This window comes from Vogesella urethralis (genome assembly GCF_007644045.2).
Lineage (GTDB): Bacteria > Pseudomonadota > Gammaproteobacteria > Burkholderiales > Chromobacteriaceae > Vogesella > Vogesella urethralis.
In genome coordinates this window covers 175,374-194,800 of record NZ_VMDW02000087.1, presented here as the reverse complement: position 1 = coordinate 194,800, position 19,427 = coordinate 175,374, and the positions used below count along the sequence as shown (strand labels likewise).

The following is a 19,427-nucleotide window of genomic DNA, read 5'->3' as shown; positions in this document are numbered from 1 at the left end:
CAAACGCTGCGGTCTTAGCGCGGCAGTCGCAGTGTCGCCAGCAAACCGCCTTGTGGCGCATTGGCCAGCAACAGTTCGCCACCCATACGCCGTGCGCCGTCGCGGGTAATGGTCAGCCCCAGGCCGGTGCCGCCAGTGTGGCGATTACGCGAATCTTCCAGCCGCACAAACGGTTCCAGTACCCGCGCCAGCTGGTTTTCCGGAATGCCAGGCCCGTAATCACGAATGCAGATTTCCACGTAGTCGGCGTTCTGTTGCAGCAGGATGTCGGCGCGTTCGCCATAGCGCAGCGCGTTGCCCAGCAGGTTGTCCAGGCAGCGGCGCAACGTAGCTGGTAGCGTCAGGATCTGGTCGGCATGGCCGCTGAAGCTGACCGGCTGGCCTAGCTCCTGCGCGTCTTCGGCCATGGCCTGCAGCAGGGCTTCGATGTCCAGCTGTTGCCATTCGTCTTGCTGGCTGTTGTCGCGCAGGTAGGCGAGGGTAGCGTTCAGCATGTCGGCCATGTCGTCGATGTCCTGGTTCAGCCGCGTTTGCAATTGCGGGTCCTGTACCTGGGTGCTACGCAGACGGATGCGGGTCAGCGGCGTGCGCAGGTCGTGCGACACTGCGGCCAGAAACTGGCTGCGCTCGGTCATCTGCTGGCGCAGCTTGCTTTGTAACGTGTTGAACAGCCGTGCCGCCTGCCGCGTTTCAAGCGGCCCGGTTTCGGCAATGGCCGGCGCGTCCAGCGTGCGGCCCAGTTCGCGGGCACCACGGGTCAGCTGTTCGATCGGGCGTGCCAGCCGGCGTGCGCCGTACCAGGCCAGCAGGCTGACTGCCACCAGTTGCAGGGCAAAGCCGTACCAGAATTCGGGCGGCAGACGGCCAGGCCCGGGTGGCCCCGGTGGCTGCGGTGGCATCCGGGGCCGCGCATCCATGGCGCTACCTTGTTCCGGCCCGAACGGGGCTGGTCGTGGCTGCGGTGCTGGCCTCAGCCCTGGCGGCAGGTCTTGCGGCGCAGGCATCATCACTACCTCTGTGGACGTGATGGCCCCTTTGGGCAGCGGCTCTGCCACTCTTGGTGGCCCAGGGCCGAACAGCGCAAATAGCAGCGTCATGATGATGTGGCTGCAAAGCAAGGCGGCCAGCACCAGGCCGAACAGGCGGGTAAACAGGGTATCGCGCGGGCGCCAGCGCATGTCAGCCTACCTTGCTGTCCAGCAGATAGCCTTCGCCGCGGACGGTCTTCAGCAACTGCGGCTGTTTCGGGTCGTCGCCCAGCTTCTGGCGCAAGCGCGATACCAGAAGGTCGATGCTACGGTCGAATGCTTCTACGGTACGGCCCCGGGCGGCGTCCATCAGCTGTTCGCGGCTGAGGATGCGTTGCGGGCGTTCCAGAAACGCGCACAGCAGCCGGTATTCGGCGTTGGACAGCGGCACCACCAGCTGCGCCGGGGTAGTGATCTCGCGCTTCAGGTGGCTCAGGCGCCAGCCGGCAAACTGTACCGTGTCCTGTTCGCCCGGCGTGCTGCTGCCACGGGCGCGGCGCAGGATGGTGTGGATGCGCGCCACCAGCTCGCGCGGGTCGAACGGTTTTACCACGTAGTCGTCGGCGCCCAGCTCCAGGCCTACCACGCGGTCGGCCGACTCGCCACGGGCGGTCAGCATGATGATCGGCGTATCGCCGACGCTGCGCACGTGACGACACAGCGACAGGCCGTCTTCACCGGGCAGCATCAGGTCGAGGATGATCAGGTCGAAGCTGGTGTGCGCCAGCGCGTCGCGCATGGCCTGGCCATTGCCGACACACAGGCATTGCATGCCGTAGCTTTGCAGGTAGTGCGCCAGCAGGTCGCGGATATCGGGGTCGTCGTCAACGATCAGCAGATGGATGCTGTGTTCGTTCATGAAAGCTCCTTGGCTACGCCGGGTTGCCCGTAGCGGGGTCGGCGTCATGTTCATTCTGACGCAAGCGGGCGCATGCTGCTTGCGCGCACAGCGGGGGATCAGCCCGGCACGGCTACCGGGTGGCGCGTACTATCGGGCGAAGCCGGCGGGGTCGTACTGTCACTGCGACCCAGGCGCTGCATGTGCGCCAGCCATTCTGCCGGTGCTTGCAGCGACGGTGCTGCCAGGCTGGTGGCACGTAGTGCCTGCGGCAGGCTGAGTCTGACGGCAGCCGGCCAGCGGAAAGCTACCGGCTGCGTCGGCCTCGCGTCGGCCTCGGTCTCGGGTAGCAAGGCGAAAAGCGTCTGCGGGTCTGGCAGGGGCGCGGTAGGGTTGGCCGCCGCCGTTAGCGGCGCGGCCAGGCTCAGCAACACGCAGACCGGCGTGAGCAGTGAGGTCTTCATCGATAGGCTCCGTTTTTATTATCGGATGGCGCCGCACGGGGCGGGCCACCAGCCCGGCATTGCAGGCTGTCCAGGCGACCGGCTGCGCCCGTGTGGGCAAGACCGGTGCCATGCGCTCTTGGCGATGCTGTCAGTATCGATAGTGTCTGTGTAGGGGTATTGTCGGTTTTGTAAGGGTTTTGATACAAAGCGCCATGCCATGGCGTAGCATGGCTGGATCGGTCCCCATCCTGGCTGCCAGCTACCTCGTCACTACCGTTGGCCGCAAGCAGAATAAGCCCTGTCCAGCCTGCTACCCGGAGTATTGAAATGTCCCGTTCTGCCTTGCTCGTCATCGATGTCCAGCAATCCTTCCTGCACCGCCCGTATTGGGACGAGCGCGAACTGCCGGCTTTCCGCCAGGCGCTGCTGGCGCTGATCGCCGGTGCCCGCGCCCGTGGCGTGCCGGTCATCTACGTGCTGCACGAGGATGGCGATGGTCCGTTTGCCGCCGCCAGCGGCCACGTGCAGCCGATGGCCTGGCTGCCGCCGGCGCCGGACGCCACCTTTACCAAGCACGTCCACAATGCCTTTACCGATACCGGCCTGCAGGCGTGGCTGACGGCACGCGGTATCGACCGCCTGATCGTCAGCGGCATCCGCACCGAGCAGTGCTGCGAAACCACCACCCGCGTCGGCAGCGACTTGGGCTTTGGCGTCGATTACGTTACCGAAGCCACGCTGACCTTTGCCATGACCCACCCGCACAGCGGCCGCGTGTTCAGCGCCGACGACATCCGCCAGCGGACCGAGCTGGTGCTGGCCGGCCGTTTTGCCGACATCCACACCGTGGCCAGCGTGCTGGCGCGGCTGGACGCCGATGCGGCCAACCAGGCCACCCTCTGAAAGGACACACGCCATGCTGCAACTGCGCCCCAACTGCGAACACTGCAACACGCCGCTACCGCCCGATAGCCCCGACGCCCGCATCTGTAGCTACGAGTGCACGTTCTGCGCCCGCTGTGTCGAGGCGGTGCTGCACAACGTCTGCCCCAATTGCGGCGGCGGTTTCGCCCCGCGCCCCATCCGCCCGGCGCGGCAATGGGTGGGCTGTACCGGTCTGGCGGCACATCCGGCCACCAGCACCGTCACCTACCGGCCGGTAGACCCGGCCGCCCATGCCGCGCTGCTGGCGGCGCAGGGCGGCTTGCCACCCGAGCGGCGCTGACGGCAGCTGTATCCCGTCAATCGGAACGCACTGTTGCTGTCTGGCGCGTGCCGGCTGGCGTAAGCTCGATGTCATTGACCACCGGCCGCGTGCGGCCAACCTTGGGGAGCAGGCCATGAACTGGCAAGACCGGCTGATCGCGCTGGCGATCGTTGCGGTATGGGGTTTCAACTTTGTGGTGATCAAGTGGGGCGTGGCCGGCGTGCCGCCGTTCCTGCTGGGGGCGCTGCGCTTTAGCGCCGCCGCCGGCCTGGGCCTGCTGTTCGTGCGGCGGCCGGCCATCCCGTGGCGCTGGCTGGCGCTGTACGGCCTGAGCGTGGGGCTGGGGCAGTTTGCCTGCCTGTTCACCGCCATCAAGCTGGGCATGCCGGCCGGGCTGGCGTCCATCGTGCTGCAGTCGCAGGCGTTCTTTACCTTGCTGATCGGCATGCTGTGGCTGGGCGAGCGCTTTACGCCGTGGCAGCTGGCCGGCCTGCTGATCGGCAGCGCCGGGCTGTACCTGATCGGCGGCCTGGGCGCCGCCAGCCTGCCGCTGGCCGGCTTTGTGCTGACGCTGTGCGGTGCCGCCAGCTGGGCGTTTTCCAACGTGGTGGTGCGCCGCATCGTGGCTGCCGGCTACAAGCCGGACATGCTGGGCCTGGTGGTGTGGAGTAGCCTGGCGCCCATCGTGCCGTTCTTTGCGCTGTCCGGCCTGTTCGAAGCCGACCGTATCGTGTGGGCGCAGGTGGCCACGCCGCAAAGCCTGTTTGCCATTGCCTACCTGGCGCTGGTGGCCACGCTGTTCGGCTACGGCCAGTGGAGCAAGTTGCTCAGCCGCCATGCGGCCAACGTGGTGGCGCCGTTCTCGCTGCTGGTGCCGTTTTTCGGCGTGCTGTCGGCGGCGCTGGTGCTGGGCGAGCGCCTCAGCTTCTGGCAGCTGGCCGGCGGCGCGCTGCTGCTGGCCGGGCTGGCGGTGAACGTGTTCGGCCCGCGCCTGCTGGCGCTGTGGCGCAAGCCGCAGCCGGCGTAAGGTTGGCCGCATGAGCGATACCTTGCAGCTGCGCCCGCCGCAGCCGGACGATTTCGACGCCTGGCTGCCGCTATGGGACGCCTACAACGCCTTTTACGGTCGCCACGGCGCGCTGGCGCTGCCGGCCACCATCAGCCAGCTGACCTGGCAACGCTTTCTGGACCCGGCCGAGCCGCTGCACGCGCGGCTGGCCTGGCGCGGCGGCCAACTGCTGGGGCTGGCGCACTATGTGTTTCACCGCAACACGCTGATGGCGGCGCACGCCTGCTACCTGCAAGACCTGTTTACCGTGCCGGCCGCACGCGGGCAGGGCGTGGCACGGCAGCTGATTGCCGCCGTACTGGCCGAGGCGCAGGCCGCCGGCAGCCCCAGCGTATACTGGCACACCCGCCACGACAACGCCGCCGCCCGCCAGCTGTACGACCGTGTGGCGCGGGACACCGGCTTTGTCGTGTATCGTCATACCTTCTGATCACCGGACCCACACCATGAAACTGTACCGCTTGCTCACCGGCCCCGACGACAGCGCCTTCTGCCACCGCGTGACCGAGGCGCTGAACCGTGGCTGGCAGCTGCACGGCGCGCCCACGCTCACCTTCAACGGCGAACGCGTCATCGCCGGCCAGGCCATCGTCAAGGAGGTGGACGGCGATTACCAGCCGGACATCAAGCTGGGCGAGCTGTAAGCGGTTATCCGCAGACAAGGTTGGCCGCATGAAAGACATCTACTTCCTGCTCACCCCGCGCTACCTGGCGCTGGATTTCGTCGGCCCGGCCGAGGCCTTCCGCATGGCGCAGGACGAGGGCGCGCCGTTTCGGCTGCACATTGCCGGCCCGGCTACCGAGTGCGTTTGCTCGCTGGGGCTGGTGTCGCGCATCGCGCCGCTGCCGGATGCTGTGGCCGACGGCAGCCTGGTGATCGTGGTGGGGACGGTAGATGAGGACGCCGATTACGCCATGCCCGAGGCGCAGCAGCTGGTGGCCTGGCTGCGCCAGCACATCCGGCCGCAGGTGGCGCTGGCCACCGTGTGCTCCGGCGCCTTGCTGGCCGGCATGGCCGGGCTGCTGGATGGCCGCGCCTGTACCACGCATCACAGCATTGTGGCCAAGCTGGCCGCCACCGCGCCGCGCGCGCGGGTACTGGACAACCGTGTGTTTGTGGAGGATGGCCACATCGCCACCTCGGCCGGCATTACTACCGGCATGGACCTGGCGCTGGCGCTGATCGAGCGCCATGCCGGTTCCGACGTGGCGGCACGGGTAGCGCGGCGCATGGTGCTGTACAGCCGCCGCGCCGGCGACGACGCCCAGCTGTCGCCGTGGCTGGCCTACCGTAACCACCTGCACCCGGCGGTGCACCGCGTGCAGGACGCCATCGCGCGCGACCCTGCGCAACCGTGGCCGCTGGCCGCGCTGGCCGAACGCGTGCACCTTAGCCCGCGCCATCTGACGCGGCTGTTCCGCCAGCAAACTGGCGTCAGTATTGTGGAATACCAGCAACGCCTGCGCGTGGCGCTGGTACGCCAGCTGTTGCAGCAAGGCGTGGCGGTAGAGCGGGCGGCTGAAGGCGGCGGTTTTGCCTCGGCACGCGCCATGCGGCGGGTGTGGGCCAAGTTCGAAACGCAGTTGCCCGGCCAGGTTGGTGGTGGTTTGTAAGCGTTTTGTTGCCAGGCGCAACAATCCGGCTACCTATTGCCCTCTGCAACCCGGCATGCTGACGGCGGGAATGCAGCAATCCGGGAGCGCGAGATGAGTTATAGCGGCATGGCAGTGGGCGGTAGCCAGATGTTGAAAGGGGTGGTCGGCCTGGGCAAGGGCGTGTACCACGCGGGTGAAGCGGTGGTGGACGCAGTCTCTGCCGATTTCGGCGAGGCGGCGCTCGACCTGGGGGAAGCCGGGGTCGAGCTGGCAGGCGGCGCCTTCAACCTGGCCGCCGGCGCGGCGGAAACCGCCGTCGAGGCAGCCGAAGTGGTGTACGAGACAGTGTCAGCCACCGGCGAGAGCGTGGTTAACGGCCTGAAGGTGGCCGGTAACGTGATCGATATCTTTGCCTGAAACCGATGCACGCAGTGAGATCAGCCAGCCCGCGGGCTGGCTTTTTTCATGGTAACGGGCGCCGGCTACCACCAGTAGCGCGGGTAGCTGCCTGGCTGGCGCCAGCGGTGCAGCAGCCAGCCCAGCGCCACGATGACGAGGGCGCCCGACAACACCGGCGTCAGCAAAAAGTGCCAGCTGGCGCCGCTGGCCAGCACCACCAGCGGGGTGGCGCCGGCGGGTGGGTGCACGGCACGCGCTAGTTGCATCAAGGCCAGCGCCAAGGCCACCGCCAGTGCGGCGCTCCACCACACCGGGCCGGCCAGCCACAGCCATAGCAGGCCGCTGAGGGCTGCCAGCAAGTGCCCGCCCACCACATGACGCGGCTGCGCCAGCGGGCTGTCCGGCAGGCCGAAAACCAGCACGCAACTGGCGCCGAACGGGGCCATCAACCACGGGCTGCCGCTGTACTGGCTAAGCAAGCCGCAGGCGCCGATGGCCAGCGCGGCGCCGGCAAAACTGGCGGCCACAAAACGGCCGTCTGGCGCGGCCGGGGCGCGGGAGGCAGGGAGGCGTAATGGAAACATGGCAAGACTCCTTGGGGTGGTGTGGTTACAAAGTAAACCGATCTGTATACTTGCGTCAACCGATCGGTTTACTTGCGCCCGCCCAAGGGGGATACTGCTGCCATGAAAAAGTACCCGCAATTGCTGGACACCGCGCTGGGCCTGTTTTATCGCCAGGGCTTTCACGCTACCGGTGTCGACCAGCTGGCCGCCGCCGCCGGCCTCACCAAAAAAACGCTGTACCGCTACTTTGCCACCAAGGAAGCGCTGATCGACGCCACGCTGCAGCAGCGCGACGAGCACTTCATGGCGGCACTGGACGCGTTTGTGGCAGCCACGCCGCCGCAGCAGCGGCCTCAGGCCTACCTGGACTACCTGGCACAGTGGTTCGCGCAGCCGGATTTCCACGGCTGCCTGTTCATCAACGCTGCCGCCGAGTATCCGCAAGCCGACGACGCCATCCACCGCCAGGCGGCGGCGCACAAGGCCCGGCTGCGCAGCTGGCTGCAGCAGTGCTGCACCGATGCCGGGCTGGCCGAGCCGGTGCTGCGGGCGCAGCAGCTGTTTTTGCTGGGGGAAGGGTTGACGGTGGCGGCCCAGGTATCGGGCGTGGACGCGGCGTTACTGCAGGCGGCGCGGCAGCAGGTAGCGGCGTGGCCGCTGCTGGATAAGGCTGGGCAGGCGGGGTGAGGTGAAACGGCGTCAGTCGCCGAACAGGCGCAGTTCGCGGGCGCGGTTGATCAGCTGCACCGCGTTGCTGGCGCCCAGTTTGCGTTGCAGGTTTTCGCGGTGTTTGTCCACGGTGCGTACCGACAGCGAAAAATGCGCGGCGATGTCGGCGTGCGGCCAACCCTGGCAGATCAGGTGCAGCACCTGGTACTCGCGGGCGGTCAGCGCTACCTGGCTGTCCTGCATCAGCGCGCTGGCTGCCGGGCTGATCACGCGCTGGCCGGCCAGTACCCGCTGTAGCGCGCCCAGCACGTCGGCGGCGCTGCCTTCCTTCAGCAGCAGGCCGTCGGCGCCGGCTTGCTGCACCTGGGCCAGCAGTTGGCCGCCGCGTTCGGCGGTCAGCACCACCAGCCGCAGCGCCGGGTAGCGCTGGCGCAGGTAGTGCAGCGTGGCCAGCGCATCGCCGCCGGGCATGTTGTAATCCATCAGCACCAGTTGCGGCTGATGCTGCTGCACCAGCGGCAGCAGCGCGTCCAGCGCCCCGCACTCGGCCACCACCCGGTACTCGGCCTGCATCCCCAGCAACAACTTCAGCCCGTCGCGAAAAATGGTGTGGTCGTCGGCTATGATCACGTCTGAACGCATTTTTTACAGTTTTCTATGAAATCAACGCGGAGCATTGTAGGCAGCCTCGGCGCCCTGTTGCTAGTGCTGCTGTGGTGCCTGCCGCTATGGGCGCAGCCACGTTACTGGCAGGACGACAGCGGCCAACTGGGCGTTAGCCAGGCCTGGCAGCAAGCGGCCCACTGGCCAGCGCAGCCGCCGGCACCGTGGCGCACGGCGGCGGCCGACTGGGCGTGGCGGCCGGTTAGCGCGGCCGAGGCCGGGCCGCAGCGCGTGCTGGTGTTGGGCGTGCCGGACCTGCGTTTTGTCCAGCTGTGGCACCGCGCGGCCAACGGCCGGGTGACGGCACTGGCCAATCTGCCGGCTGGCGCCTCGTACGCGGCACGGCCGTTGCCGGCGCGCATGCTGGCGTTGCCGTTGCCCGACACGCTGCAGGCTGGCGACAGCCTGTTGCTGCGCTATCGCACCCACGGCAATACCCCGCTGCAGCTGGCGATCGAACCGCGCTGGCAATGGCAGGCCAGCCTGGCCGACGGCAACCTGCTGAACGGCTTGCAACTGGGGGTATTGCTGGCGCTGCTGGTGTTTGCGTTGCTGCAATACCTGCTGGCCGGCGAGCGCACGCTGGCGCTGTACGCGGCACTGGCGGCGGCGATGATGGCGATGATGTTGCAGCTGGAGGGCTATACCTTTGCCTGGCTGTGGCCGCAGGCCGGCGGCTGGAACCAGCTGGCGCCACCGTTGCTGATGGGCGTAGTGCTGTTGCTGCAAGCGCTGTTTGCGCTCAGCCTGTTCGGCGTGGCGTACAGCCACCGCCGCTTGTACCACGCCTATCTGTTGCAGCTGGCCTCGCTGCCGTTGGCCGCGGTGGCTTACCTGCAGGCTGACTGGGTGTGGCCGCCGTTGCTGTCGGCGCTGGCTTACCTGGGGTTGATCGTCTACACCGGCGCTTATTACGGCCGGCGCGGTTCGCCGCTGGCGGCGCCGTTTCTGGCCGGTGCGCTGCTGAACGTGTTGCTGTCCAACGTGCTGTTCGGGCTGATGCTCAGCGGCCTGCCGCTGCCGTGGTCGCCGTTCGTGCTGCCCAAGCTGGGCTATGCCGCCGAGGCTTTGTGCTTTGCCGTGGCGCTGGCGCGCAAGGTGCAGCTGCTGCATCGCAGCGTGGCTGACAGCCGCCGTCGCCACGAGCAGGAAGCGTGGCAGCTGGCGCAGGCCGAGGCCGCCACCGCCGCCGCGCAACAACAGGTGCGCGCCAGCCAGCTGCAGCTTGCCGCCACCAGCCACGACCTGTCGCAGCCGCTGGCGTCGTTGCGGCTGGCGGTGGGCGCGTTGGCACCGTTGCCGCAGGCGGCGCCGGTATTGGCGCATGTTAACCGCACGCTGGATTACAGCGAGGCGCTGTTAGGCAGCCTGATTGCCGAGGCGCGCGGCCAACTGCAGGCGGTGCCGGCCAGCCTGCCGCTGGGGCCGTTGCTGGCCGATGCCTGCCAGCGCCACGCGCCGGCAGCGTCGGCCAAGGGCTTGCGTCTGGTGTGTCACGACAGCGCCTGGCAGTACCCGGCGGCGCCGCTGCTGCTGGGGCGCATTCTGGATAACTTGCTGGTGAACGCCATCCGCTACACGCCGGCAGGCAGTGTGCTGCTGGGGGTACGCTACCGCGCCGGCGCACGGGTGATCGAGGTGCGCGACAGCGGCCCGGGCCTGGCGGCCGGCCAGCTGCAGCGGCTGCTGCAGCCGTTCCAGCGCGGCGAAGGGCAGGGCGGCGACGGCCACGGTCTAGGCCTGCACATCACCCGTTCGCTGTGCGAGGCCGCCGGTTACACGCTGGAGGTACGCTCCACGCCCGGCCGCGGGGCGGTGTTTGCCGTGGTGCTGCCGCTGGCGGCAGGCGAGGTAGCCACCGGCTGACCGAAACAGCGCGGCGCTGGCAGGCCGAGGCCGATGTGCTCGAAGGCGCTGTCGATGCATTGGCGGTTGGCCGCAGTGACCTTGAACCAGTCGCGCCCGGCCAGCCAGCTGACGCCCAGGGTGTGGATGTTGTAATGCAGCGCCAGCGCCTCGCCAAAGCAGCCGAACACCACGCCGCGCGACAGCATCAGCAGCCGCCACGATAGCCCGCCCAGCACGTAGTGCAGCTGCGCCGAGTAGGCGTTGCCGGCGTCCTGGCGGATGACGCGGGTACGGCAGCGGGCGTATTGCTCGATGTCCAGGTTGGCCGGCTCTGCCACGTCCACCACCACCAGGCGCCGGCCCGGCCGGCTCAGGCTGGCTACGTCTTCGGCCTGCAGCTTGGCCGACTGGCTATGGGTACAAGCCACCACCGCGTCTACCTGGCCGATGTCGGCGATGCGGGTGTGTACGGCAATGCCGTGTTCTGCCTGCACCTCGGCCAGCGCGCTGGCGTTGCCGCCATAGCCCACCACCTCGTAGCCGGCGTCGCGCAGCGGCTGCAGGATGGCCGAGCCCAGAATGCCGTAAGGGCCGATCACCAGCACGCGGCCACGGCCGGGGGCGATGGCGTGCGTTTGCAGCGCCCGGAACACGTCGGCCAGCAGCATGTTGGCGGTGCCGTTGTCGCCGATGGTGAACAGCAGGTGCGGAAAGCGCGCTTTCAGCTCGGCGCCGTCGCGGCCGAACAGCCGCTTGGTGGACGCCGCCAGCAGGATAACGCGTGCGCCGTGTTGCTCGGCCCACTCGGTGGCGGCGATGAACTGCGCCTTGGCCAGGCGGCGGCCGTCGCGGGTCAGCATCTCTTCGGCAGTGACAAAAATGCCGCGCACGCGGCCGGCCACCCCACGCAGGTAGATGCGCGGGCCGTTGGCGTGGCCCAGGCGCGGTACGCGGCGGCCAAAGAAGCGCTGCCGTTCGGCCTCGTCGCGCAGGTTGGTAATGAACACCACGTCCACCGGCGGGCGGCCGGTGAGGAAGCGGGCCAGGGCCCGCACGTCGCACAGCGCCACCATCAGGCGCCACAGGTCAGCCAGCATGGGAATCTCCGTTTTCAGAAAGCATGGCGCCATGGTAGGCAGCGCCGGTGCCGGCTTGAATACGCGATGCCGCGTATTCGCTGCCTTCGCCTATGACGGCAAACCACGTACAATCCGCCGATTGATTTCGCGGTATCCGCCATGAGCCATTCTTCCGACGCCCCCAAAAGCGGCCTGCACTTTCGCAGCCTGCACCGTGACCGTTACGACTTTGCCGCGCTGATTGCGGCCAACCCCGAGCTGGCCGAGTACGTGCGCCACAACGAGCACGGCATCGAGACCGTGGACTTCCACAACCCGGCGGCGGTAAAAGCGCTGAACCGTGCGCTGCTGATGCACCACTACGGCGTGGTGTACTGGGACATTCCGCCCGGCTACCTGTGCCCGCCGGTACCCGGCCGCGCCGACTACCTGCACCACGCGGCCGACCTGCTGGCCAAGAGCAACCAGGGCACCATCCCCAAACGCGCCACCGTGCTGGACGTGGGCGTGGGCGCTAACTGCATCTACCCGATCATCGGCCGCCACGTGTACGGCTGGCGCTTTGTCGGCAGCGACATCGACGCCGACGCGCTGCGCATGGCGCGCCTGATCGTGGACGCCAACCCGCAGCTCAAGAGCGGGCTGAAGCTGCGCCAGCAGACCACGCCTGCCAGCATCTTCGACGGTATCATCAAGCGCGACGACCGCTTCGACCTCACCATCTGCAACCCGCCGTTCCACGGCTCGGCCAGCGAAGCCGACGCCGCCGCGCGCCGCAAGGTGGCCAACCTCACCGGCCAGCGCATGGGCAATGTGGAACTGAACTTTGGCGGCCGCCACCACGAGCTGTGGTGCGACGGCGGCGAAGAGGTGTTTCTGGCCACCATGGCGCGCGAGAGCGTCAGCTACGGCCACCAGGTGGCGTGGTTCAGCTCGCTGGTGTCCAAGGCGGCCAACGTGCGCGGCCTGCAGCGCGAGCTGGAAATGTGCGACGCCCGCCGCGTGGTGACGCTGGACATGGCGCAAGGCAACAAGATCAGCCGCGTGGTGGCGTGGACGTATCTGGACAAGGAAGAAATGGCGATCTGGCGCGAGGCGCGCTGGGGGCAGTAAGGCCGCGGCGGTAAAGCTTGATCTGATACAGCGTGGCAATAGTGTGGATACACTATCATTTGATAGAGTTAATTAATGATATGTGTATATTTCGGTTGGTTTCTGCTTGATAGATCGCAGCGTATTGCCTAGCCTGACAGCAGCGGCCAACCCAGCCAACAGGAGCAGCCGATGCGCGTTTCCCGACTGTGGCTGGCCATGGCGCTGGCCTGCCTGCCGCCACTGGCCAGTGCCGGCCATCTCGATACCATCCAGACCAGCCGCGAGCTACGGGTGTGTATCTGGCCCGACTACTACGGCATTTCCTACCGTAACCCGAAAACCCGCCAGCTCAGCGGCGTCGATATCGACATGTCGCAGGCCTTGGGCAAGTCGCTGGGCGTGGCGGTGAAGTACGTGGACAGCTCGTTTGCCACCCTGATTGACGACGTACAGCAAGACCGTTGCGACATCGCCATGTTCGCCATCGGTATCAACCCGCAGCGCAGCGAGAAGCTGCGCTTTACCCGCCCGCACCTGATCAGCGACATCTACGCCATTACCACCAAGAGCAATCGCCGCGTGCAGCGCTGGGCCGACATCGACCAGCCCGGCATGGTGGTGGCCGTCGCCAAAGGCACGCTGCACGAGCCGGTGATGCGCGCCAAGCTGAAGCAGGCCACCTTGCTGGTGACCGATACCCCGCAAGGGCGCGAGCAGGAGGTGCAATCCGGCCGCGCCGACGTGTTCATGACCGACTACCCGTTCAGTCGCCGCATGCTGGAGACCACCGACTGGGCGCGGCTGGTGGCGCCCGCCAGCACCTATCACCTCACCCATTACGCCTACGCCATGCAGAAAGGCGACGATGCCTGGTTTGAGCGCGTATCGCGCTTCATGGACGAATCCCGCCAGAACGGTACTCTGGCCGAGGCCATTCGGCGCCACAAGCTGGACCCGATAGCCGAGCGCTAGGGTTGCCGTTTGCCATGGCCAGCATGCAAAGCCTGACCCGTCCCAGCCACCGCACCACCTTCCTGCTGACCGTTCTGCTGGTGGTAGTGGGCGTGGCCGTCGCCACCACTTCGGTGTTGTGGCGCTTGCGCAGCGAAGCGCTGTCGCGCCAGTTTGCCCTGGCCGCATTGACGGCTCAGGCGCTGGAAGACCATCTGACACAAAGCCTGAATGTGGTGGAGCGCACGCTGCTGCTGGCGGCCAGTACCGAGCCGGAAAGCCATCGGCTGCAAACTTTCTTGCAGCAGGCGCCGTACTTGCGCAGCCTGGCGGTATTGGGGGCGGATGGCCGCATTGTCGCCAGCAGCAACCCGGCCAACCTGGGGGTGCCCGTGGCGGTTGACGTTTTCATGCCGCAAAGTACCGGCCCGCTGGAGGTGCTGCGTACCGGCGCGCTGAGCCATGGCCGCGATTTTGCCGACATGGCCCGCCACGGCAAAGCGGCGTTGGCCGGGGTCAGCTTCATTCCGGTATCGCTGGATGTGGCGTTGTCGTCCGACCGCTGGCGCACGGTGCTGGCCACGCAGAACACCGATTACTTCCTCAATTTCTACGGCAACCACATCACGCCGCAGCAGGGCGTGGTGGAGTTGCTGCGTTATGACGGCAGCCGCCTGCTCAGTACCGCCCCCGAGGCGGTAGCAGGCAGCCCGGGCCACAGCCGTCTGTTGCTGTCGCGCCTGGCACAGACCGATGCCGACAGCTACCGAGAGCTGCAACGTAACGGTACGGCCAAGCTGGTGGCCTACCGCGCCTCGCGTGTCTACCCCTTCGTGTTGACCGTGTTGCTGGACGAGGCGCAGGCCTTGGCAGCATGGCGCCGCGAAGCTGCCCGTACCGCGCTGGTGGTGGGGCTGGCGCTGGCCTTGCTACTGGGCCTGGCCACGCTGTATTTCCTGCGTTTCGAGCGGCTGGCGCGTGCCCGCGCCCGCGACGAGGAGGATTTGCGCATCGCGGCTGCGGCATTCGAATCGCAGGAAGGCATTTTTGTCACCGACACCCGCAGCATCATCCTGCGCGTCAACCGCGCCTTCAGCGACATTACCGGTTACCAAGCAGACGAAGCGGTGGGGCAAACCCCCGCCTTGTTGCGTTCCGGCCGCCATGGCCCCGAGTTTTACCAGCTGCTATGGCACAGCCTGCTGACGCACGGCAGCTGGAGCGGCGAGGTATGGAACCGTCGCAAGAGCGGCGAGATTTATCCGGAATGGCTCACCATCACCGCCGTGCAGGACGATAGCGGCGAGGTCAGCCACTATGTGGCCATGCTGACCGACATTACCCAGCGCAAGGCGCAGGAGCAGGAAATCCGCGACCTGGCCTACTACGACCCGCTCACCCGGCTGCCCAACCGCCGTCTGCTGCTGGAGCGGCTGCAACTGGCGCTGCGTCACGGCCAGCCGGGCCAGGAGGGCGGGCTGATGTTCATCGACCTCGACAACTTCAAGACCCTGAACGACACGCTGGGCCACGACATGGGAGACATCCTGCTGCAGCAGGTGGGTGGCCGCTTGCAGGAGGGGGTGGCCGATGGCGACACCGTGGCGCGGCTGGGTGGCGACGAGTTCGTGATCCTGCTGCCGGCACTGGGCAGCACGGTGGAGGAGGCCGCAGCCTGCGTACAACGGCTGGGGGAAAGCCTGCGCCTGGCGCTGAACCGGCCGTACGACCTGGCTGGTCACGACTACCACTGCACGCCCAGCATCGGCATTTCGCTGTTTGCCGACGGGCCGCGGCACAGTGACGACCTGATGAAGCGTGCCGACCTGGCGCTCTATAGCGCCAAGGCTGCCGGCCGCAATGCGGTGTGCTTCTTTGATGCCGCCATGCAGCACAGCGTGGCAGCGCAGGCAAAGCTGGAAAAGGCGCTGCGGCAGGCGCTGCAGCGCGACGAGTTGCGCCTGTACTACCAGCCGCAAGTGGGGGCCGACGGCCGCATCCTAGGGGCAGAAGCCTTGCTGCGCTGGCAGAGTGCGGCGCTGGGCGAGTTGCAGCCGGACGCCTTCCTGCCGCTGGCTGAAGAAAGCGGGCTGATCCTACCCATTGGTCAGTGGGTGCTGGAGCAGGCATGCTGGCAGCTGGTGCGCTGGGCAGCGCAGCCACAAACGGCCGGTTTGCAGCTGTCGGTCAACATCAGTGTCTGCCAGCTGCGGCAGCCCGGTTTCGTCGCACAGGTAGAAGCCATCCTGGCACAGACCGGCGCGCCGCCTGGCCAGCTGCTGCTGGAGCTGACCGAAAGCGTGCTGATGGACGACATGCTGCACGCTATCGACAAGATGCGCGCGCTACGCCGGTTGGGGGTACGCTTTGCGCTGGACGATTTCGGTACCGGTTATTCGTCGCTGAGCTACCTGCGCCAGTTGCCGCTGGATCAACTGAAGCTGGACCAGTCTTTCGTGCAGGGCGCGCTGGAAGAAGGCAACGACGCCGCCATTGTGGACATGGTATTGGCGCTGGCACGCAGCCTGCAGCTGGAAGTGCTGGCCGAGGGGGTGGAAACGGCTGCGCAGCATGCCTGCTTGCTGCAACGGGGTTGCACCCGTTTCCAGGGTTTCCTGTTCGGGCGGCCGATGGCGGTGGACAGCTTCGAGCGGCAACTGGAAATCCGCCATCTGCTACCGCCGCCCGGCACCCACCCCGCACCGCGTTAGGGCTTGCTGCTGTTTGCCGCCGCTGCTGCGGCGCGCAGCTTGTCTTTCTTGCTCATCCGTTTGCCTTTGATACCGCCGTTGTCGTCGGCGGCGGCCAACCTTGGCGCCGGCGTATCAGTGGCGGGGTAGCCGGCCAGCTGTTCGCGTGCCAGCTTCAGCCCCAGCCGTTTTTCGATCAGGCGGAAGTGGGCACGGCTGTCGGCGTCGATCAGGCTGATGGCGGTGCCGGCCAGCCCGGCGCGGCCGGTGCGGCCGATGCGGTGGGTGTAGTCCTGCGGCGAGCGCGGCAGCTCGGCGTTGATCACCAGCGGCAGCGCGGTGATATCGATGCCGCGTGCAGCCAGGTCGGTGGCTACCAGCACTTGCAAGGTGCCGTCTTTCAGGTTGGCCAGTACCCGTTCGCGCCGGCCTTGGGCCAGTTCGCCGTGCAGCGCGGCGGCGCGGACGCCTTCGCGCTGTAGCCATTGCGCCAGCTCGGCGGCGTCGTGCTTGCTGTTGACGAATACCAGTGCCTGCGGCCAGTCGCCGCTGTGCAGCAGGGTCAGCAGCACCGCGCGGCGGTCGGCGGCGTTGATGTCGATGGCGCGCTGGGTGATGGCCGGTGCCGCCTCATCTGCAATGGCAATGCGCTGCGGGTTGCGCAGCAGGCTGGCGGCCAGCTTTTGTACGTTGGCCGCAAAGGTGGCCGAAAACAGCAGCGTTTGCCGCTGTGCCGGCAGCAAGGTCAGGATGCGGCCCAGCTCGTCGGCAAAGCCCAGCGCCAGCAGGCGGTCGGCTTCGTCCAGCACCAGCGTGCCGATATCGCCCAGCGGCACGGCGTTATTGGTTATCAGGTCCAGCAGGCGGCCCGGCGTGGCAACGATGAAGTCGGCACCGCCGCGCAGCGCCAGCAGTTGCGGATTGATCGATACCCCGCCATAAGCCACCACGATCTTCGGCCGTTTCAGGTGCGCCGACAGCTGCCATATCGTATCGCCCACCTGCTGTGCCAGTTCGCGCGTTGGCAGCAGGATCAGCGTGCAGCGGCGGGCGCCGGGCTGCAGGTGCCGTTGCAGCAGCGGCAGGCAGTAGGCGGCGGTCTTGCCGGCGCCGGTGCGGGCGGTGGCCAGTACGTCGTGGCCGGCCAGCAGCGGCGGAATGGCGGCTTGCTGGATGGGGGTGGCGGTATCGAAGCCGGCGTCGGCCAGTGCGCGTTGCAGCGCGGGGTCAAGCGCCAGGTGGGTAAAGGACATGAAGGCGGGCCTGCGGGGTAAAGCGCGCAGTCTACGGGGTTTGTGCTGTGGTAACCAGCCTACGCTGTGGTGGCGCCAGGGTTGACGGCAGCGCAGACGGTGTTGATCATTCAAGCGCTTGTTCGATAAACGCTGCCTGCTGCCATCTGCCATGAAAAACCGCGAAGAAGACCTGTTCTTGCCCGTTACCGCGCACGACACGCTGTATGTAAAGCGCATCCGCCACCCGGAACGCGACGGCGAGCCGGTGCTGATGGTGCACGGCGTGATGGCCAATGGCCGCATTTTTTATTCCGACAGCGGCAAGGGGCTGGCGCACTGGCTGGCGCGCCAGGGCTACGACGTGTACGTGGCCGATTTGCGCGGTCGCGGCCGCAGCACGCCGCGCATCGGCCGCCATAGCCGCCACGGCCAGACCGAAATCATCCGCGAGGACCTGCCGGCGCTGCACGCGCTGGCGCGGCAGCTCAGCGGTGGCCAGCGCGTGCACTGGATGGCGCACTCCTGGGGTGGGGTGCACATGAACAGCGCCTTGCTGTACCGCCCCGAGCTGATAGCCGAGGTGGCCAGCCTGGTGTACTTCGGCAGCAAGCGCAGCGTGCGGGCGCGTAATCTGAACAAGCTGCTGGAAGTGGACCTGATGTGGAACGGTGTGGCACGGCTGCTGTGCCGCAGCGTGGGCTACCTGCCGGCGCGACGCATCGGCCTGGGCGCCGACGACGAAACCGATAAAAGCCACCGCCAGAGCAAGGCCTGGGCCAAGGTGCGGCCGTGGGTGGACAGCGATGACGGCTTCGATTACGCCGCCGCTGCCCGCCGTCATATGCTGCCGCCGGCGCTGTACCTGGCAGCGCAAAACGACCCGTGCCGCGGCAACCCGCTGGACGTGAAGCATTTTCGCAACGAGAGCGGCGCCCACCTGTCGCGCGTGCACCTGCTGGCGCGCCGCACCGGCTACCGCCACGATTACGACCATGTCAGCCTGCTGACGCACCCGGACGCGGTGCACGACCATTTTCCGCTGGTGCTGGAATGGTTGGCCGGCCGCCACGGCATGGTGGAAGAAAACTACTAGCCTGGTTTGGTGGCGTGCATTCAATTAAGGTTTTGGTATAGTGGCATTTTGCTTGCGGCCAACCTTGATGATCGACCTCTATTTCCCCAATGGTTTTGCCCGTTACCTGGCTGGTGGCGCGTTGATCGGCAGCGGCGTGGCGCTGCTGTTCATCACCACCGGCCGCCAGGGCGGCGCCAGTAGCGTGTTCAGCAGCCTCTGGAGCTATGTCAGCCGTGCGTCTTTTTTCCAGCAAGCTGCGTTGCGCGACAGCCGCCATTGGCGCTTGTTGTACGCGCTGGGCATGCTGGCTGGCGGGGCACTGCTGACGCTGGCCGGTTGGGGCTTGCCGGCAACCGCCATAGCGCCCTGGCAGCTATTGCTGGGCGGCGTGCTGGCCGGTTTCGGGGCCCGCCTGGGCGGGGGGTGTACCTCGGGTCATGGTATTTGCGGCATGGCATCGTTGTCGGCTGGTTCGCTGGTGATGGTATTGACCTTTCTGGCCAGCGCCATCGTCACGGCGCAGCTGATGCAGGCGGGGGGCTGATGATGAACAAGCAGGTTCTCGATGCAGTGTGCACCTTGGCGGCGGGTGGGCTGTTTGCCGCCGGCCTGATGGTGTCCGGCATGGCACGGCCGGAAACCGTGCTGGATTTTCTGACTTTCCGCGACCTGGGCCTGCTGCTGGTACTGGGGGCGGCGGTGGCGATCAACCTGCTGGTGTTCCAGCTGTGGCCACGCTGGCGAGCGCAGCCGTGGCTGGGTGGCCGCTATCAGCAACGACCGTTTGTGTTGACGCGCCGCACGCTGGCTGGTGGTGTGCTGTTCGGTATCGGCTGGGGGCTGTGCGGCGTGTGCCCGGCACCTGCGCTGGCCGGGCTGGGCGGCGGCGACGGGGCACTGGGGCTGGCCTTGCTGGGCATGCTGGCCGGTGGCGGCCTGCATGGCTGGTGGGCAAGCCGCGCAACTTGATCTG

Annotated in this window: 22 protein-coding genes; 15 read left to right on the top strand and 7 right to left on the bottom strand. The window is 67.1% G+C overall.

The window, feature by feature from the left end; genetic code table 11:
* Positions 1 to 14: 14 nt before the first annotated feature.
* The 3 genes from FLQ03_RS09925 to FLQ03_RS09915 form a co-directional block, all read right to left on the bottom strand.
* The gene (locus tag FLQ03_RS09925; RefSeq protein WP_144371265.1) at positions 15 to 1,178 is read right to left on the bottom strand and encodes an ATP-binding protein; all 1,164 of its coding nucleotides are present in this window, start codon (positions 1,176 to 1,178) and stop codon (positions 15 to 17) included.
* 1 nt (position 1,179) lies between these two features.
* A complete protein-coding gene (locus FLQ03_RS09920; RefSeq protein WP_206210924.1) occupies positions 1,180 to 1,887 on the bottom strand; it encodes a response regulator in 708 nt (235 codons plus the stop codon).
* 98 nt (positions 1,888 to 1,985) lie between these two features.
* On the bottom strand, positions 1,986 to 2,330 hold the full coding sequence (locus tag FLQ03_RS09915; protein ID WP_144371263.1) for a hypothetical protein: 345 nt from the start codon (positions 2,328 to 2,330) through the stop codon (positions 1,986 to 1,988).
* Positions 2,331 to 2,639: 309 nt separating this feature from the next.
* Here FLQ03_RS09915 and FLQ03_RS09910 point away from each other — a divergent pair, with 309 nt between their 5' ends.
* The 7 genes from FLQ03_RS09910 to FLQ03_RS09880 all read left to right on the top strand — a co-directional run bounded on the left by FLQ03_RS09910 (position 2,640) and on the right by FLQ03_RS09880 (position 6,601).
* On the top strand, positions 2,640 to 3,215 hold the full coding sequence (locus FLQ03_RS09910; RefSeq protein ID WP_170252367.1) for an isochorismatase family protein: 576 nt from the start codon (positions 2,640 to 2,642) through the stop codon (positions 3,213 to 3,215).
* Between the two features lie 13 nt (positions 3,216 to 3,228).
* Positions 3,229 to 3,537 carry a DUF1272 domain-containing protein gene (locus FLQ03_RS09905; RefSeq protein ID WP_144371262.1) on the top strand — a complete coding sequence of 103 codons (309 nt, stop codon included), beginning with the start codon at positions 3,229 to 3,231 and terminating at the stop codon, positions 3,535 to 3,537.
* Positions 3,538 to 3,652: 115 nt separating this feature from the next.
* On the top strand, positions 3,653 to 4,546 hold the full coding sequence (locus FLQ03_RS09900) for an EamA family transporter (protein ID WP_144371261.1): 894 nt from the start codon (positions 3,653 to 3,655) through the stop codon (positions 4,544 to 4,546).
* A 10-nt stretch (positions 4,547 to 4,556) separates the two neighbouring features.
* Positions 4,557 to 5,018, top strand: coding sequence for a GNAT family N-acetyltransferase (locus tag FLQ03_RS09895; RefSeq protein ID WP_144371260.1), 462 nt, complete (start codon positions 4,557 to 4,559; stop codon positions 5,016 to 5,018).
* Positions 5,019 to 5,034: 16 nt separating this feature from the next.
* Positions 5,035 to 5,232: a DUF1737 domain-containing protein gene (locus FLQ03_RS09890; RefSeq protein ID WP_017507177.1), complete on the top strand. Its 198-nt coding sequence runs from the start codon at positions 5,035 to 5,037 to the stop codon at positions 5,230 to 5,232.
* 28 nt (positions 5,233 to 5,260) lie between these two features.
* Positions 5,261 to 6,202: a GlxA family transcriptional regulator gene (locus FLQ03_RS09885; protein WP_144371259.1), complete on the top strand. Its 942-nt coding sequence runs from the start codon at positions 5,261 to 5,263 to the stop codon at positions 6,200 to 6,202.
* A gap of 93 nt (positions 6,203 to 6,295) precedes the next feature.
* Positions 6,296 to 6,601: a hypothetical protein gene (locus tag FLQ03_RS09880; RefSeq protein WP_144371258.1), complete on the top strand. Its 306-nt coding sequence runs from the start codon at positions 6,296 to 6,298 to the stop codon at positions 6,599 to 6,601.
* Between the two features lie 65 nt (positions 6,602 to 6,666).
* On the opposite strand, the gene FLQ03_RS09875 is transcribed toward FLQ03_RS09880, so the two are convergent.
* Positions 6,667 to 7,167 (bottom strand): HPP family protein, encoded by a 501-nt coding sequence (locus FLQ03_RS09875; RefSeq protein ID WP_144371257.1) that lies wholly within the window; start codon positions 7,165 to 7,167, stop codon positions 6,667 to 6,669.
* Between the two features lie 102 nt (positions 7,168 to 7,269).
* Here FLQ03_RS09875 and FLQ03_RS19585 point away from each other — a divergent pair, with 102 nt between their 5' ends.
* Positions 7,270 to 7,836: a TetR/AcrR family transcriptional regulator gene (locus tag FLQ03_RS19585; protein WP_144371256.1), complete on the top strand. Its 567-nt coding sequence runs from the start codon at positions 7,270 to 7,272 to the stop codon at positions 7,834 to 7,836.
* Positions 7,837 to 7,848: 12 nt separating this feature from the next.
* Here FLQ03_RS19585 and FLQ03_RS09865 read toward each other — a convergent pair whose 3' ends face one another.
* Complete coding sequence (locus tag FLQ03_RS09865) at positions 7,849 to 8,448, bottom strand: response regulator (protein WP_170252366.1); 600 nt, start codon at positions 8,446 to 8,448, stop codon at positions 7,849 to 7,851.
* A gap of 75 nt (positions 8,449 to 8,523) precedes the next feature.
* Here FLQ03_RS09865 and FLQ03_RS09860 point away from each other — a divergent pair, with 75 nt between their 5' ends.
* Positions 8,524 to 10,347 (top strand): sensor histidine kinase, encoded by a 1,824-nt coding sequence (locus FLQ03_RS09860; protein WP_240802250.1) that lies wholly within the window; start codon positions 8,524 to 8,526, stop codon positions 10,345 to 10,347.
* On the opposite strand, the gene FLQ03_RS09855 is transcribed toward FLQ03_RS09860, so the two are convergent.
* Complete coding sequence (locus FLQ03_RS09855) at positions 10,257 to 11,426, bottom strand: hypothetical protein (protein ID WP_144371253.1); 1,170 nt, start codon at positions 11,424 to 11,426, stop codon at positions 10,257 to 10,259. The genes FLQ03_RS09860 and FLQ03_RS09855 overlap by 91 nt on opposite strands.
* Before the next feature lie 141 nt (positions 11,427 to 11,567).
* Here FLQ03_RS09855 and rlmF point away from each other — a divergent pair, with 141 nt between their 5' ends.
* From rlmF to FLQ03_RS09840, 3 genes are all read left to right on the top strand, one after another.
* Positions 11,568 to 12,521, top strand: a complete 954-nt coding sequence (rlmF, locus tag FLQ03_RS09850) for a 23S rRNA (adenine(1618)-N(6))-methyltransferase RlmF (RefSeq protein WP_144371252.1) — start codon at positions 11,568 to 11,570, stop codon at positions 12,519 to 12,521.
* 171 nt (positions 12,522 to 12,692) lie between these two features.
* Positions 12,693 to 13,475 carry a substrate-binding periplasmic protein gene (locus tag FLQ03_RS09845; RefSeq protein ID WP_144371251.1) on the top strand — a complete coding sequence of 261 codons (783 nt, stop codon included), beginning with the start codon at positions 12,693 to 12,695 and terminating at the stop codon, positions 13,473 to 13,475.
* 14 nt (positions 13,476 to 13,489) lie between these two features.
* Positions 13,490 to 16,165: a putative bifunctional diguanylate cyclase/phosphodiesterase gene (locus FLQ03_RS09840; protein WP_144371250.1), complete on the top strand. Its 2,676-nt coding sequence runs from the start codon at positions 13,490 to 13,492 to the stop codon at positions 16,163 to 16,165.
* Here the strand turns inward: FLQ03_RS09840 and FLQ03_RS09835 are convergent.
* Positions 16,162 to 17,397 carry a DEAD/DEAH box helicase gene (locus tag FLQ03_RS09835; RefSeq protein ID WP_144371249.1) on the bottom strand — a complete coding sequence of 412 codons (1,236 nt, stop codon included), beginning with the start codon at positions 17,395 to 17,397 and terminating at the stop codon, positions 16,162 to 16,164. The two genes, FLQ03_RS09840 and FLQ03_RS09835, sit on opposite strands and share 4 nt — an antisense overlap.
* 151 nt (positions 17,398 to 17,548) lie before the next feature.
* Here FLQ03_RS09835 and FLQ03_RS09830 point away from each other — a divergent pair, with 151 nt between their 5' ends.
* From FLQ03_RS09830 to FLQ03_RS09820, 3 genes are all read left to right on the top strand, one after another.
* On the top strand, positions 17,549 to 18,472 hold the full coding sequence (locus FLQ03_RS09830) for an alpha/beta fold hydrolase (RefSeq protein ID WP_144371248.1): 924 nt from the start codon (positions 17,549 to 17,551) through the stop codon (positions 18,470 to 18,472).
* A 67-nt stretch (positions 18,473 to 18,539) separates the two neighbouring features.
* On the top strand, positions 18,540 to 18,998 hold the full coding sequence (locus FLQ03_RS09825) for a YeeE/YedE family protein (protein ID WP_144371247.1): 459 nt from the start codon (positions 18,540 to 18,542) through the stop codon (positions 18,996 to 18,998).
* A complete protein-coding gene (locus FLQ03_RS09820; RefSeq protein ID WP_144371246.1) occupies positions 18,998 to 19,423 on the top strand; it encodes a DUF6691 family protein in 426 nt (141 codons plus the stop codon). Before FLQ03_RS09825 ends, FLQ03_RS09820 begins: the two co-directional genes overlap by 1 nt.
* Positions 19,424 to 19,427: the final 4 nt, after the last annotated feature.